The following is a 13628-nucleotide window of genomic DNA, read 5'->3' as shown; positions in this document are numbered from 1 at the left end:
CCCCCCCCCCCCGCGCCCGCCGGGGCCGCCCCCCCCTCAACCCCCCCCCCCCCCACACCCTCACCCCCCCCCGGGCCGCCCCCCCCCCCCAATACCCCCCCCCCCCGGGGGGGGGGCGGCCCCCCCCCCCCCCCACCTCTTGTCAGCACCGGAGACGATGATGTCGCGTATTGGAATCCATTCTTTCGTCTGGTCGGCGAGCTCGGCTCAGGCAGATCTCGAGCGCACGCTGACCAACACCAGGGAGGCCGGCTTCGACCTCATCGAATTCTCCTATCTCGACCCCGCCAATGTCGACATCGGCGGGCTCGCCAGCCGCATCGCCGATCTTGGCCTCGGCGTGGCGATCAGCATCGGATTGCCTGTTGATGGCGATATTTCGAGCGCCGACAAGGCGATTGCCGCGCGCGGCGTCGAAATCCTCAACGACACCATCGCGCTGACGCGCGATCTCGGCGGCCGGAAGGTCGCCGGCATTCTCTCGACCAGCCACGGATTGCAGGTCGAGGCGCCGACGCGCGATCAATGGCAGCGCAGCGCCGGCACGCTGGCCAAGGTTGCCGAGACAGCCAAGGCGGCCGGCGTCACGCTCAACCTCGAGATCGTCAACCGCTTCGAAAGCAACCTGCTCAACACCGCCGCGCAAGGGCTGGCCTTCATCGAGGACACCGGCTCGGACAACATTTTCCTGCATCTCGACACCTTCCACATGAACATCGAGGAGGCCGATGTCGGGCTGGCCATCCGTCAAGCCGCGGACAAGATCGGCTATGTCCATATCGGCGAAAGCCATCGCGGCTTCCTCGGCACCGGCAATATCGATTTCGCCGCGATCTTCGATGCGCTGACCGCTATCGGCTACAGCGACGACCTCAGCTTCGAATCCTTCTCTTCGGAAATCGTCGATGAGAACCTGTCGAAGAAGACCGCGATCTGGCGCAATCTCTGGACGGACAACATGGCGCTGGCCAAGCACGCGCGTGCTTTCATCGGTCTGGGAATGGAGACGGCAAGGCGCAAGGCGGAACTCGTCTCGGCGCGGCACAAACCCTGACCCGCCCGTCGAGAGCCGAAGGACGCGGCGTGCGCCGGAGGGCAGGGTTCCGAACCCGGATTAACAGAGGCCTCGTGGCAGCCAGTGCTGGCAGCTTTTGCGCCGCCAGCTTTTACGATAGGAATTTATTCTTGACTCGGTGACCTCAGCTATGGTACATATTTGCCTATGGTGCTGATTTGCGCCAGTGACCCGCCGCACAGGCGGGTTTTCGTTTGATGCACCGTCAGCCAAGGTGCCGGCCGTATGGCGCCGGCATTGCCCGCGGCAGGTGCATCGGTTATCTGACCGGCTAGGCAAACAACGCCACGCAATCCACCAAACGGAGCCCAGCACATGACACGCGAGACAATCCTCAAATTCGGCACCGTCGAACACGCGGACGCCGGCGATCTGGCTGGCTGGATCGTCGTCGAGGGCAAGCCGACCATGCAAACCGCCGTCCAGCACACGACCGAGGACGGCAAGGTGTTGTCGGGCACCTGGCGCGCGACGCCCGGCACCTATCACGCGACCTATACCGACTACGAGTTCGTGCACATGATCGCCGGCCGCATCATCATCACGCCGGACGGCGGCACGCCGGTCGAGGTCGGCCCCGGCGATGCCTTCGTGGTGGAAGCCGATTTCAAGGGAACCTGGAAGATCATCGAGCCGGTGACGAAGCATTTTGTCGTCAGGGTTGGCTGAAACAGGCTGTCAATGTCGCGCGGAGGGACGGTACGGGCTACCCCCCGCGCCAGGACCGGTCGGGCCAAGAATGTACCCACTGCCACATCCTCGAGCAAGAGCAGCTCGTCATGACGGGCAACTGTCGACGTGTATAGTCCGGCGTGGTGACGCTCTATGGCGCGCTGTTCGTCAGCGCGTTCCTCGCTGCAACCATCCTGCCGGCCTCGTCGGATGTGGTCCTTGCCGGCCTGATCGTATCGGGTCGTGGTGATCCGGCGCTGCTTCTGGCAGTCGCCACGATCGGTAACACGCTCGGCTCCGTGGTCAACTGGATTCTGGGGCGTGGCGTCGATTCGCTGCGGATCAGACGCTGGTTTCCTGTCACTCCCGATCGTTACGAGCAGGCAAGCCGGACGTTCCGACGATTTGGCAAGTGGACGCTGCTGTTTGCCTGGCTTCCGGTTGTCGGAGATGCTTTCACCATCGCGGCAGGCGCGGCACGGGTGAATCTCGGCGTGTTCGTAGTTCTCGTCACCTTGGGCAAGGCGGCGCGATACGCGGCTGTCATTGCGGGAGGATTATGGGCGATTGCGTGAGCTGCCGGCTTCATCGTCGACAGCAAGCGGCGCTTTCTCTTTGCGCGAAGCGATGTTCTGCCGTCCAAAGAGCATGGTGTACATGACATCATCGCGAAGCAGCACGAAATGTACAAATGCTGCGAGGATGTGAACGCCGACGAATCCAAGCAGTATCCAGACCAGCTTTGCGTGGATGAACGCGAAAGCCCTTGCCGCGCCGACGGAGGGCGCCAATGGTACAGGCAAGACTCCGAAAAGCCGCGCGGGAGGCATGAAAGGCATTGGTCGGTAGCCCAGCCATCCCGTTATCAGGACGGCGAGAATCGCAACGTAGAGAAACATATGGAAGAAAGCCGTCGCAAACCGCATGGGCTCTGAGGCTTGCCTGACAGGGGCGCGGGTAAAGATGCGCCAGCAAAGTCTGAGGACGATGATGGCAAGGATCGTCACGCCGATCGACATGTGAAGCGGAAGCCAGTTCATCGTCGCCATACCCGGCCCGTCCATCGGCCCAAAGGCAATGGCGATTTGCGCCGCGAGCGCGATCACGGTGAGCCAATGCAACAGACGAATGCCGAAATGCCAGCGCAGGCGAGGGTTCCCCTTCACATCCGAAGCCCGACTCTTGTCAAATGCAAGAAGGAGGGCGTGATGGTTTCATCCGCTCCAGCGGCCAATTCGCAAAGAAGTATGGCGGCTCACCAAGTCTTTGAAAAGCGTGGTGATCCCGACAGGAATCGAACCTGTGACCTACAGATTAGGAATCTGCCGCTCTATCCTACTGAGCTACGGGACCACGCGGCCAGACACATAGCCGCTTCGGATCGTTTCGCCAAGAGGCCGGCCGAAGGCAATTCGGCCGACTTTGCGCTGCCGTCGTCAGGCGGCCAGCGCGGTTTCCGCCAGTTTCACCCAGTAGCTCATGCCGTGCGGGATGACCTCGTCGTTGAAGTCGTAGGCCGGGTTGTGGAGACCGGCGGTGTCGCCATTGCCGATGAAGATGAAGGCGCCGGGGCGGGCTTCGAGCATGTAGGAGAAATCCTCGCCGCCCATCACGGGCTGGATGCCGCGGTGGACATGGGCGTCGCCGGCGACACTCATCGCGACATCACCGGCAAACACCGTCTCTTCCGCGTGGTTGAAGGTCACGGGGTAATTTGCCTGGTAGTCGACCTCGATCTTTGCCCCGAACGCGGTCGCCAGCCCGTCGCAGATGCTGCGGATGCGCTCTTCGGACTTCTTGGCGATCTCCTTGCGCAAGGTGCGCACGGTGCCGGCTATTTCAGCGGTTTCGGGGATGATGTTGTAGGCGTCACCGGCGTGGAACTTGGTCACCGACACGACCACGGCCTCGACCGGATCGGTGCTGCGCGAGGCGATCGTCTGCAAGGCGCCGACCAGTTGGCTGGTGATGACGATCGGGTCGATCGTGCCGTGCGGCATCGCCGCGTGGCCGCCCTTGCCGCGCACGGTGATGGTGAACTCGGCGGTCGCCGCCATGATCGGACCCGGGCGAATGGCGAACTGCCCGACAGGCAGGCCCGGCATGTTGTGCATGCCGAACACCCTGGAGATGTCGAAACGCTCCATCATGCCGTCCTTGACCATCTCGTTGCCGCCGCCGCCGCCCTCTTCGGCCGGCTGGAAGATCACCGCCACGGAGCCGGTGAAGTTGCGCGTCTCGGCGAGATATTTGGCCGCGCCCAGCAGCATTGCCGTGTGGCCGTCATGGCCGCAGGCATGCATCTTGCCGGGGATGGTCGAGGCGTAGGGCTTGCCCGATATCTCGTTGAGCGGCAGCGCGTCCATGTCGGCGCGCAGGCCGATGGTCGGGCCTTCGCCCTGGCGGCCGCGGATGATGCCGACCACGCCGGTCTTGCCGAGACCGGTGACCACATCGTCGCAACCGAAGGCTTTCAGCTTCTCGGTGACGAAAGCGGCGGTCTTGAAGACGTCGAAGTTCAGTTCTGGCGTCTGGTGCAGATGCTGGCGCCAGCCGGCAACTTCGTCCTGCATTTCGGCGGCACGGTTCAGGATTGGCATGATGGTTCCATCTCGCTGTTGGGACAAGCGGGTGTCGTCCGCTGCCTTGCAATTGTGATCGCCAGGCACTTTGCCATCTTGGCGTCACATAGGGTAAATAGCACCGCAACGATGCGGTCCGTTTTTTTGAGGGTCGGACCTATCATGCTGGCGATCGCGTAACGAAATCTTACGGAGCCAGGGGCGACTACGGCAAGAGGCGATTTCGGATTTGATCATGCGGTACAGGCATTTCCTCAAACTATTCTCGGCTGGCACAATCGCGCTATCGGTCGTGGCCGGGCCGGCGCTGGCCAATCCGGTGGTCGTGTTCGATCTCGGCAGCGGCAAGATCCTGCAGCATCAGGACGCGTTCAAGCGCTGGTATCCGGCGTCGCTGAGCAAGCTGATGACCGCTTATGTCACCTTTCGGGCGATCGCCGCCGGCGAGGTTCAGCTTGATTCGCCGATCAAGGTGACCAAACACTCCGCCGGGGAGCCGCCAAGCAAGATGGGCTTCAAGCCGGGCTCGGTGTTGCGGCTCGACAACGCACTGAAGATGATGCTGGTCAAATCGGCCAACGACATTGCCATGGCGGTGGGCGAAAATGTCGGCGGTTCGCAGGCGGCTTTTGCCGACCGGATGAACGCCGAGGCGACCCGGCTCGGCATGAACGGCACGCATTTCGTCAATCCGAACGGGCTCTATTCGCCGGATCAGTACACGACGGCGCGCGACCTCGCCGTGCTGGTGATGGCGATCCGCCGCGAATTTCCGCAATATGCGCCGTGGTTCTCGATCGAGGGTCTTGCCGTCGGCAAGAAGGCTATTCCCAACTACAATCTGCTGATCGGCCGCTATCCCGGTGCCGATGGCATGAAGACCGGCTTTGTCTGCCCCTCCGGCTTCAACATGATCGGCTCGGCGACGCGCAATGGGCGCACGCTGGTCGCGGTCGTGCTTGGCGAGAAATCGGCGGTCACCCGCGCCGAGACCGCCGCGAGATTGCTCGACCAGGGTTTTGACACGCCGGCCGCCGGTTCGGCCACCGTCACCACGCTGGCGCCCTATGGCGACACGGTCTCGCCCAACGACATGAAGGACGAGGTCTGCAAGAAGAAGACGCCGCAGGAGCAGTCCGAGGCACCGCCGGTCGTCGCCAAGGATGTGCCGAAATCGCCGTATCAGGAAAAGCTCGACCATGTGCCGACGCTGGTTGCCGTCGGCCTTGGCGGCGCCGCCGGTCCGGCGCCGAAGGCCATCCTCGACCAGGGCGGCCAGGAATATGCCGATGTGCCGATCCCGAGCTGGCGGCCCGACAGGCCGGCACCGGCCGGCACCGGCCCGAAGATTGCCGGCTCCGCCGCGCAGGGCGACCAGCCGGTCAAGGTTGCGAACTAGCCAATGGGCAGCGGCTTCCCGATCCCCGTCTCGGTGCTGACCGGCTTCCTCGGCGCCGGCAAGACGACGCTGCTCAACCGGCTGCTCAAGGATCCGGCGCTGGCCGACACGGCGGTGATCATCAACGAGTTCGGCGAGGTGGCGATCGACCATCTGCTGGTCGAGCAGTCTTCCGACGGCATTATCCAGCTGTCGGACGGCTGCCTGTGCTGCACGGTGCGCGGTGAACTGGTCGATACGCTGGCCGATCTGGTCGACCGGCTGCAGACCGGCCGCATTGCCCGGCTTGCCCGCGTCATCGTCGAGACCACCGGCCTTGCCGACCCGGCGCCGGTGCTGCAGTCGATCATGGCGCATCCGGCGCTGATCCAGGCCTTCCGGCTCGACGGCGTCATCACTCTGGTCGATGCCGTCAACGGCAACGCCACGCTCGACGCCCATGTCGAGGCGGTGAAGCAGGCTGCCGTCGCCGATCGCATCGTGCTCAGCAAAGCCGATCTGGTCGCCGATCCCAATGAGTTGGAAATGCTCCGGGCGCGCCTGCGGCAGATCAATCCGGGCGCCGAACTGCTCGATGCCGGCGACACGGAGACAGGCGTGGCGGCGCTGTTCGACTGCGGCCTCTACAACCCTGCAACCAAATCCGCCGATGTGCGGCGCTGGCTTGGCGAGGAAGCCGCGCATGATCACCATCATCATGATCATGATCACCATGATGGGCATGATCACGAACATGGCCGTGACCATGGGCATCGCCACGATTCGCGCGTGCGTTCCTATTCGCTGGTGCATGACGGCCCGGTGCCGTTTTCGGCGATCGAGATGTTCCTCGACCTGCTGCGCTCGACGCATGGCGAGCGCCTGCTGCGCATGAAGGGAATTATCGAGCTCAGGGAAGACCCGTCGCGGCCGCTGGTGATCCATGGCGTGCAGAAGATCCTGCATCCGCCGGTGCAATTGCCGTCCTGGCCCGATGGCCAGCGCGGCACGCGGCTGGTGCTGATCACGCTCGATATGCCCGAAGATTATATCCGCAGGCTGTTCGCCGCCTTCACCAACCGGCCGTCGATCGACACGCCCGACCGCGCCGCGCTGGAAAACAACCCGCTGGCGATTGCCGGGCGTTGAACTCTACGATTGCTGTTCGCCGCGCTCGATCAGAAAGCGATGGCCGCCGGAGACCGCCGCCGTTTCAATCAACTGGTGGCCACTCTCGGAGCAGAATGCCGGAATATCTATGACGGCGAGCGGGTCGGTGGTTTCGAGCCACAGCCGGCTGCCCGGTTGCATCCCCGCCAGGCGCTTCTTGGCCTTGAGCACAGGCAAGGGGCAGTTCAGCCCCTTGAGGTCATAAATAGCGGCGCGGTCAGCCACGGGTGAAATCAACCGCCGAACATGCCGAGCAGCTTGTTCTTCAGCTTCGTCACGCGGCTCTCGTCGGCACTCGCCGCTTGCGTTTCGGCCATCGGTGCCGCTTCCGAAGGGGCCGCGATGGTCGCGGTGGCGACGGGGGCTTCCTTGGCGGCCTTTTCGGCCTCCTTTTCGGCCAGAGCCTGAGCCTTGGCGGCTTCCTTGGCTTGCTTGGCCGCCTCTATGGCAGCCAGCCTCTGCTCCTCGGCCTTCTGCTTGGCCGCCTTTTCGGCATCGAGGGCCGCCATCTTGCGGCCGGCAGGCGAATCGATGCGGCCCATGCGTGCCGTCTCGGTGACCGAGCCGTCATTGTTGAGCGACGGCGGATCGATCGGCACGCGTTCGCCGCGTGCGCGGCGCTTGGACCAGTCGGAGACGATGCTGGCTTCCTTGATACCGGCGATGGTCGGCTTGGGCGCCGGCACGCTGGCCTTGACCGCGCCGCTGAACGCCGCGTCGTAGGTGCTCATGTAGGAATTGTAGGCGCTCTTCAGCGAATCAGGCTGAGTGGTTGCCGGGCAAGCGCCGGTCGGGTCGAATGTCTGACCGTCGGCGGCAACCTGGTTGAAGACGTAGCGCTTCTCGCAGACATCGACCTTCGGCGGCACCTTGGTGATCTCGAAATTGTCGTAACCGACCTTCAGCATCTTCCAGAAGTCGTAATTCGGGTCGTTGCGGTAGCGCGCCATGTTGGCGGCGGTCATGCGGAACGGAAACGCCTGGATCTGGAACTCGGTCTGGCCGCCCTGGAAGGCATCGCGGCCAAAGGCATAGATCTGCTCGATCTGTGCATCGGTCATCGAATAGCAGCCCGACGACGAGCAGGCGCCGTGCACCATCAAATTGGAGCCGGTACGGCCATTGGCGCGGTCATAGGCGTTGGGATAGCCGATGTTGAACGACAGATGGTAGTTCGAGCGCGGATTCATCTGCGCCGGGCGCACCGTGTAGAAGCCTTCCGGCGCCTGGCGGTCGCCTTCGGTGTATTTCGGCCCGAGCTTGCCCGACCATTTGCAGATGTCGTAGCTGGCGACCATGTCGTAGCGGCCGTTGGTCTTGGCCTTCCAGATCTCGAGCTTGCCTTCTTCCTTGAAGATGCGGGCCATCACCGACGAGGTGCGGACCATGCCCTTGGCTCTCATGTCGGCGAGGATCTTGTCGGGCAGCGGCTTGTTGGCCTCCGGCGCGAAATCCTTCATCGACGAATTGTTACAGCCGGCAACGCCGAGGGCGGCGATCAGGATTCCGGTGCGGGCAAGCTTGATAAACATGGCTGCGGATATCGTCTTTTCTCTGGCGCCAGGACGTTTCCTGCCTGGCCGCTGCACTGCGCATCGACGGACCCTAAGCCCGTTAACCCTAATAAATTCCTTACCGCAAGTGCCGACGCATCCCCCTGCGGCAGTCTCATTGAGCCGAATGCAGCGGCATTTTTGTGGCAAAAATGCTCGTAGCCGCCACATTGTGGCCGCCAAGGCTGCCTGCGGTCAGAGACTGCGGCCCATGGCCAGGTATTTTTCGCGGCGCTGCTCGCGGAAATCGGTGTTGGCGCCGGCAAAGTCCTTCATCGTCCTGGCGATGAGGTCTCCGGTCGCACCGATCACGGTTTCGGCGCCGCGATGCGCGCCGCCGAGCGGCTCGGGGATAATGGCGTCGATGATCTTCAGCTCCAGAAGGTCCTGCGCGGTGATCTTCATGTTGGTTGCCGCATCCTTCGATCGCGTCGTGTCGCGCCACAGGATAGAGGCGGCGCCTTCCGGCGAAATCACTGAATAGATGGCGTGTTCGAGCATGTAGACGCGGTTGGCGGTGGCGATGGCAATGGCTCCGCCCGAACCACCTTCGCCGATGACCACCGAGATCGACGGTACTTTCAGGCCGAGGCAGGTCGAGGTTGAACGGGCGATAGCCTCCGCCTGGCCGCGCTCTTCAGCGTTGACACCGGGATAGGCGCCAGCCGTGTCGACCAGCGTCAGCAGCGGGATCTTGAAGCGGTCGGCCAGTTCCATCAGCCGCACCGCCTTGCGGTAGCCCTCCGGGCGAACCGAGCCGAAATTGTGCTTCAGGCGGCTGGCTGTGTCGGAACCTTTTTCCTGGCCGATGATGGCAATGGGCTCGCCGCGAAAACGGGCGAAACCGCCGACGATCGCCTGGTCCTCACCGAAATTGCGGTCGCCGGCCAGCGGCGTGAAATCGGTGAACAGGCCCTTGATATAGTCGACGCAATGCGGCCTGTCGGGATGGCGAGCCACCTGCACCTTCTGCCATGGCGTCAGCGCCTTGTAGGCATCGCGCAGCGCGTCGCGGGAGCGCTTCTCGAGACGGCTGATCTCGTCGCCGACATCGACCGCCTCGCCATTTTCGGCAAGCTTCTTCAGCTCGAGGATCTTGCCCTCGAGGTCCTGCACCGGCTTTTCGAAATCGAGGTAATTATACATGCGTGAGCGGACCGATATGTCGGAAGGCAGTGGCTGACGGAACCCTTGAATCCAAGGCTCCGGGCGGTGGAATGTCGTCCTCACATAGCGATATGAGGCCTAGTCGGCAAGCGGATGATGATCGTTGACCAGCCGCACCAGCCGCTCTTCCAGCACATGGGTGTAAATCTGTGTCGTCGATATGTCGGCATGGCCAAGCAATTGCTGCACGGCCCGCAGATCGGCGCCGTTCTGCAGGAGATGGCTGGCGAAAGCATGGCGCAGCACGTGCGGCGAGATCTTCGCCGAGGCAATGCCGGCCCTTGCCGCCAGCCCTTTCAGGTCACGCGCGAAGACCTGGCGCGAGAGATAGCCGCTGTCGGAGGCGGCCGGAAACAGGAACGGACTGTCGGCGAAGGCGGGCACCTTGGCCCGGGCGGCAAGCCAGGTCTTCATCGCCGTGCGCGCCTTGGCGGACAGCGGCACCATGCGCTCCTTGTCGCCCTTGCCGCGCACCATGAAGAAACGGTCGTCGCGCTGCGCCACCGTCACCGGCAGGCCGACCAGCTCGGAAACGCGCAGGCCGGTGGCGTAAAGCACCTCGACCAGCGCATGCAGGCGCAGTGACGCCAGACTGTCCCCATCGCCCGACGAGACATCGCCGGCCTCAAGCGCCGCACGGTCGATCAGCCGGCCGGTGTCGGCCTCGCTCATTGTCTTGGGCAGCGGGCGGCCCTTTTTCGGACTGTCCAGCGTGCCGGTCGGGTCATCGCCGCGCAGGCCTTCGGCGTAGAGGAATTTGAAGAACTGACGGATCGCCGACAGTTTGCGCGCCTGCGAGGTGGCTGCAAAGCCGCGGGCGGCAATGTCGTCGAGATAGGCGCGGATATCGGCGGCGGCGGCACCGGCCAGCCCGCCATCGATCGCGCCAGAAGCGTCCTCGAGGTCGCGGCGGTAGGAGGAAAGCGTGTTTTCGGCCGCGCCCCGCTCGGCGCTCATCATTTCCAGAAAGGCTTCGATGCGGGCGGCGCTGTTCATTCAATTTTCTTCGGGTTCAGCTTTTCTTGGGGTTCAGCTTTTCCGGAGGGATGCGCACGCTCATTTCCCCCTTCTTTGGCTCGACGAACATCACCAGGGCGAACATCGTACCATAGGCAATGCCAGCCAGAATCGCTGTTACCACGACAAAGCGAAACAGTGTCGGCATCAATTTTCGCCCGTCTTCTTGTTCTGCGTTTCCAAACCCTGTCCCCTTATGGGACGCCAATCCGGCCAATTCAAGGAAGAAGCTGGGGCCTGTTAGCAACTTCTCATGCAGACCCTGCCGGTCCATATCGGGTTCAAGGCACTTGCCACGCTTGACGCAAACGGGCTTTTCATGTCGATACGCCGGCAAAGAGGGCCTTCGAACAATCCAATGAACGCGCTGCCAGCAAATCCTCCAGACGAGACCCACGCCGCGTTGCTTGGCCGGCTGGGCAGCCGTTCCGTCGTCTTCGTCGGACTGATGGGCGCCGGCAAGACGGCGATCGGCCGCAAGGTGGCGACGATGCTGGCGCTGCCCTTCATCGACAGCGACCAGGAGATCGAAAGCGTCTCGCGCATGACCGTTCCGGAGCTGTTCGAGCGCTATGGCGAGACCGAATTCCGGGCGCTGGAGCAGCGCGTCATCCTGCGCGTGCTGGAAAACGGCCCGCAGGTGCTGTCGACCGGCGGCGGCGCCTTCATGAATGCGCAGACGCGCGAGGCGATTGCAGCGCAGGGCGTGTCGGTATGGCTGAAGGCCGAGCTCGATCTTCTGATGGACCGCGTCTCCAAGAAGCAGAACCGGCCATTGTTGAAAAGTGCCGATCCGCGCGCCGTGCTGGAGCGGCTGATGGGCGAGCGCTATCCGGTCTACGCGACATCGGACGTCACCGTGCCGACCCGCGACGACCGCAAGGAAGTCATCGCGACCGAGGTGGTGGACGCGCTGTGCCGGCATTTCGGCATCGATGAGACGACGGCGGCGGGCGAGGTGGAATCGTGAGCATCGATGCACCCGTTGTCGTCGAAGTAGGCCTTGGCGATCGGACCTATGACATTCTGATCGGCTCGGGGTTGTTGGCCCGCGCGGGCGCGGAGATTGCGCGCCGGCTGCCGGGCACGCGCGCCGCGGTCGTCACCGACGCCAATGTCGCGGCAGCGCATCTCGCTGCCCTTCAGGCCAGCCTCGAAACGGGCGGCATCCAGACCGCCGTGATCACGTTGCCGCCCGGCGAGAAGACCAAGAGTTTTGCCCGTCTCGAAGAGGTGGTCGACGGTGTGCTGGCTGCGAAACTGGAGCGCGGCGACATCGTCATCGCCTTCGGCGGCGGCGTTATTGGCGACCTTGCCGGCTTTGCCGCCGGCATCGTGCGGCGTGGCATGAATTTCGTGCAGATCCCGACCTCGCTGCTGGCTCAGGTCGATTCCTCGGTCGGCGGCAAGACCGGCATCAACAGCCCACGCGGCAAGAACCTTGTCGGCGTCTTCCATCAGCCGAAACTGGTGCTGGCCGACACCGGCGTGCTCGACACGCTGCCGATCCGCGAATTCCGCGCCGGCTATGCCGAACTCGCCAAATACGGGCTCATTGACCGGCCGGAATTTTTCGCCTGGCTGGAAAAGAATTGGGTCCAGGTTTTTGCCGGCGGGCCGGAGAGGGCGCAGGCTATTGCCGAAGCCTGCCGCGCCAAGGCCGATGTGGTTGCGCGCGACGAATTCGAGACCGGCGACCGCGCGTTGCTCAATCTCGGCCACACATTCGGCCACGCGCTGGAAGCCGCCACCCAATATGACGGAAGCCGCCTCGTCCATGGCGAAGGCGTCGCAATCGGCATGGCGCTGGCCTACCGGTTCTCGTCACGGCTCAATCTGGCCAGCCCCGACGATGCCGCGCGCGTCGAGTCGCATCTGCGCGCCGTCGGCCTGCCTTGGCGGATAGCCGACATCCCGGGCGAATTGCCTGACGCCGAGGCTCTGCTTGCCTTCATCACCCAGGACAAGAAGGTGTCACGCGGCGCGCTGACCTTCATCCTGACGCGCGGCATCGGCCAGGCTTTCATTGCCAAAGATGTTCCGGCATCGGAAGTGCTGTCGTTCCTCAGGGAGAATCACCCAAAGGAAAGCGACCGGAGATGAACGAGCCCGGCTGGATCGTCGTCGCCGTCCTTGCCATCCTCATCGTGCTGCTCGTTGCCGTCCGCACGCGCCTGCTTGCCATGTTCGGATACGAGCTTTCGCGCATCGAGCCGCAGCGTTCCAGCCAGGACGAATTGCGCGGTGCGGTCGACGATTTCCGCCGCGACGGCCAAGTGGTGCGCGAGGATCGCGACCGCGTCGGCGGGCTGTTCGATCTCGCCGAGCTGGAAGTCTCCGACGTCATGGTCCACCGCACCAACATGCGCTCGGTCAATGCGGACAATGCGCCGGAAGCGGTGGTGCGCGAGATTTTGCAAAGCCCGCACACCCGCATGCCGCTGTGGAAAGGCTCGCTCGACAACATCGTCGGCGTGCTGCATGCAAAGGATCTGCTGCGCGCCTTGAACGAAGTCGGCAACGATTTCTCCCGGATCGACGTGATGAAGATCGCCTCGAAACCCTGGTTCGTGCCCGACACCACGACCTTGCAGGAACAGCTCAACGCCTTCCTTCGCCGCAAGGCGCATTTCGCCGTCGTGGTCGACGAATATGGCGAGGTCGAAGGGCTGGTGACGCTGGAGGACATTATCGAGGAGATCGTCGGCGAGATCGCCGACGAGCATGATGTCGACATACAGGGCGTCAAGCAGGAGGCCGACGGCTCCGTCGTCGTCGACGGCACGGTGCCCATCCGTGACCTCAACCGGGCTCTCGACTGGAACCTGCCGGATGAGGAGGCCACCACCATTGCCGGCCTCGTCATCCACGAGACGCAATCGATCCCCGAGGAGAAGCAGGCTTTTACGTTCCACGGCAAGCGCTTCGTCGTGATGAAACGCGACAAGAACCGGATCGCAAGGCTGAGGATCAGGCCAGCCGGCGACACCTGATACGCGCAGGGAGGCCGGGGC

Annotated in this window: 15 protein-coding genes and 1 tRNA gene; 8 read left to right on the top strand and 8 right to left on the bottom strand. The window is 63.5% G+C overall.

The genetic code is table 11. From position 1 onward, the window contains the following. Positions 1-160 precede the first annotated feature (160 nt). The 3 genes from NKI21_RS23455 (at position 161) to NKI21_RS23445 (ending at position 2322) form a co-directional block, all read left to right on the top strand. Positions 161-1054, top strand: a complete 894-nt coding sequence (locus NKI21_RS23455; protein WP_352441766.1) for a sugar phosphate isomerase/epimerase family protein — start codon at positions 161-163, stop codon at positions 1052-1054. 336 nt (positions 1055-1390) lie between these two features. Further along, the gene (locus NKI21_RS23450) at positions 1391-1744 is read left to right on the top strand and encodes a cupin domain-containing protein (protein WP_127266678.1); all 354 of its coding nucleotides are present in this window, start codon (positions 1391-1393) and stop codon (positions 1742-1744) included. Between the two features lie 143 nt (positions 1745-1887). Then, positions 1888-2322: a YqaA family protein gene (locus tag NKI21_RS23445; protein ID WP_352441765.1), complete on the top strand. Its 435-nt coding sequence runs from the start codon at positions 1888-1890 to the stop codon at positions 2320-2322. On the opposite strand, the gene NKI21_RS23440 is transcribed toward NKI21_RS23445, so the two are convergent. From NKI21_RS23440 to NKI21_RS23430, 3 genes are all read right to left on the bottom strand, one after another. Continuing rightward, entirely contained in the window at positions 2305-2913 is a 609-nt protein-coding gene (locus NKI21_RS23440; RefSeq protein WP_352441764.1) for a cytochrome b, read from the bottom strand. The two genes, NKI21_RS23445 and NKI21_RS23440, sit on opposite strands and share 18 nt — an antisense overlap. A gap of 110 nt (positions 2914-3023) precedes the next feature. After that, a tRNA-Arg gene (locus NKI21_RS23435) sits at positions 3024-3100 on the bottom strand. Between the two features lie 83 nt (positions 3101-3183). Then, on the bottom strand, positions 3184-4347 hold the full coding sequence (locus NKI21_RS23430) for a M20 aminoacylase family protein (protein WP_352441763.1): 1164 nt from the start codon (positions 4345-4347) through the stop codon (positions 3184-3186). Between the two features lie 217 nt (positions 4348-4564). Here NKI21_RS23430 and NKI21_RS23425 point away from each other — a divergent pair, with 217 nt between their 5' ends. Both NKI21_RS23425 and NKI21_RS23420 read left to right on the top strand, forming a co-directional pair. After that, positions 4565-5728, top strand: coding sequence for a D-alanyl-D-alanine carboxypeptidase family protein (locus NKI21_RS23425; RefSeq protein WP_352441762.1), 1164 nt, complete (start codon positions 4565-4567; stop codon positions 5726-5728). Positions 5729-5731: 3 nt separating this feature from the next. After that, on the top strand, positions 5732-6856 hold the full coding sequence (locus tag NKI21_RS23420; protein ID WP_352441761.1) for a CobW family GTP-binding protein: 1125 nt from the start codon (positions 5732-5734) through the stop codon (positions 6854-6856). Positions 6857-6859: 3 nt separating this feature from the next. Here the strand turns inward: NKI21_RS23420 and NKI21_RS23415 are convergent, their stop codons facing one another. The 5 genes from NKI21_RS23415 to NKI21_RS23395 all read right to left on the bottom strand — a co-directional run bounded on the left by NKI21_RS23415 (position 6860) and on the right by NKI21_RS23395 (position 10762). After that, a complete protein-coding gene (locus tag NKI21_RS23415; protein ID WP_352441760.1) occupies positions 6860-7102 on the bottom strand; it encodes a sulfurtransferase TusA family protein in 243 nt (80 codons plus the stop codon). Positions 7103-7110: 8 nt separating this feature from the next. Beyond that, on the bottom strand, positions 7111-8409 hold the full coding sequence (locus tag NKI21_RS23410; RefSeq protein WP_127295953.1) for a L,D-transpeptidase family protein: 1299 nt from the start codon (positions 8407-8409) through the stop codon (positions 7111-7113). Between the two features lie 216 nt (positions 8410-8625). After that, positions 8626-9576 carry an acetyl-CoA carboxylase carboxyltransferase subunit alpha gene (locus NKI21_RS23405; protein WP_023811063.1) on the bottom strand — a complete coding sequence of 317 codons (951 nt, stop codon included), beginning with the start codon at positions 9574-9576 and terminating at the stop codon, positions 8626-8628. 99 nt (positions 9577-9675) lie between these two features. After that, positions 9676-10593, bottom strand: coding sequence for a site-specific tyrosine recombinase XerD (locus NKI21_RS23400; protein ID WP_352441759.1), 918 nt, complete (start codon positions 10591-10593; stop codon positions 9676-9678). A gap of 16 nt (positions 10594-10609) precedes the next feature. Next, positions 10610-10762, bottom strand: coding sequence for a hypothetical protein (locus NKI21_RS23395; protein ID WP_013529356.1), 153 nt, complete (start codon positions 10760-10762; stop codon positions 10610-10612). 210 nt (positions 10763-10972) lie between these two features. Between NKI21_RS23395 and NKI21_RS23390 the strand changes: the two genes are divergently transcribed. Genes NKI21_RS23390 through NKI21_RS23380 form a run of 3 tightly spaced genes read left to right on the top strand, consistent with a single transcriptional unit; the run spans position 10973 to position 13607 of the window. After that, positions 10973-11584, top strand: a complete 612-nt coding sequence (locus tag NKI21_RS23390; protein ID WP_023811065.1) for a shikimate kinase — start codon at positions 10973-10975, stop codon at positions 11582-11584. Continuing rightward, positions 11581-12717, top strand: a complete 1137-nt coding sequence (gene aroB, locus NKI21_RS23385; protein ID WP_352441758.1) for a 3-dehydroquinate synthase — start codon at positions 11581-11583, stop codon at positions 12715-12717. The genes NKI21_RS23390 and aroB overlap by 4 nt, the downstream gene beginning before the upstream one ends. Next, positions 12714-13607, top strand: coding sequence for an HlyC/CorC family transporter (locus tag NKI21_RS23380; RefSeq protein WP_352441757.1), 894 nt, complete (start codon positions 12714-12716; stop codon positions 13605-13607). The genes aroB and NKI21_RS23380 overlap by 4 nt, the downstream gene beginning before the upstream one ends. Positions 13608-13628: the final 21 nt, after the last annotated feature.

Origin of the sequence: Mesorhizobium sp. M0715, from assembly GCF_040320355.1 — a bacterium.
Classification (GTDB): domain Bacteria; phylum Pseudomonadota; class Alphaproteobacteria; order Rhizobiales; family Rhizobiaceae; genus Mesorhizobium.
This window is presented reverse-complemented; position numbering and strand designations above follow the sequence as displayed.

What these genes read in the sequence shown, in the direction of transcription:
- NKI21_RS23455 (WP_352441766.1), top strand. Translation starts at nt 161, where the DNA reads ATGTCGCGTATTGGAATCCATTCTTTCGTCTGGTCGGCGAGCTCGGCT.
- NKI21_RS23410 (WP_127295953.1), bottom strand. Translation starts at nt 8,409, where the DNA reads ATGTTTATCAAGCTTGCCCGCACCGGAATCCTGATCGCCGCCCTCGGC.
- NKI21_RS23395 (WP_013529356.1), bottom strand. Translation starts at nt 10,762, where the DNA reads ATGCCGACACTGTTTCGCTTTGTCGTGGTAACAGCGATTCTGGCTGGC.
- NKI21_RS23420 (WP_352441761.1), top strand. Translation starts at nt 5,732, where the DNA reads ATGGGCAGCGGCTTCCCGATCCCCGTCTCGGTGCTGACCGGCTTCCTC.
- NKI21_RS23380 (WP_352441757.1), top strand. Translation starts at nt 12,714, where the DNA reads ATGAACGAGCCCGGCTGGATCGTCGTCGCCGTCCTTGCCATCCTCATC.
- NKI21_RS23430 (WP_352441763.1), bottom strand. Translation starts at nt 4,347, where the DNA reads ATGCCAATCCTGAACCGTGCCGCCGAAATGCAGGACGAAGTTGCCGGC.
- NKI21_RS23425 (WP_352441762.1), top strand. Translation starts at nt 4,565, where the DNA reads ATGCGGTACAGGCATTTCCTCAAACTATTCTCGGCTGGCACAATCGCG.
- NKI21_RS23405 (WP_023811063.1), bottom strand. Translation starts at nt 9,576, where the DNA reads ATGTATAATTACCTCGATTTCGAAAAGCCGGTGCAGGACCTCGAGGGC.
- NKI21_RS23400 (WP_352441759.1), bottom strand. Translation starts at nt 10,593, where the DNA reads ATGAACAGCGCCGCCCGCATCGAAGCCTTTCTGGAAATGATGAGCGCC.
- NKI21_RS23390 (WP_023811065.1), top strand. Translation starts at nt 10,973, where the DNA reads ATGAACGCGCTGCCAGCAAATCCTCCAGACGAGACCCACGCCGCGTTG.
- NKI21_RS23450 (WP_127266678.1), top strand. Translation starts at nt 1,391, where the DNA reads ATGACACGCGAGACAATCCTCAAATTCGGCACCGTCGAACACGCGGAC.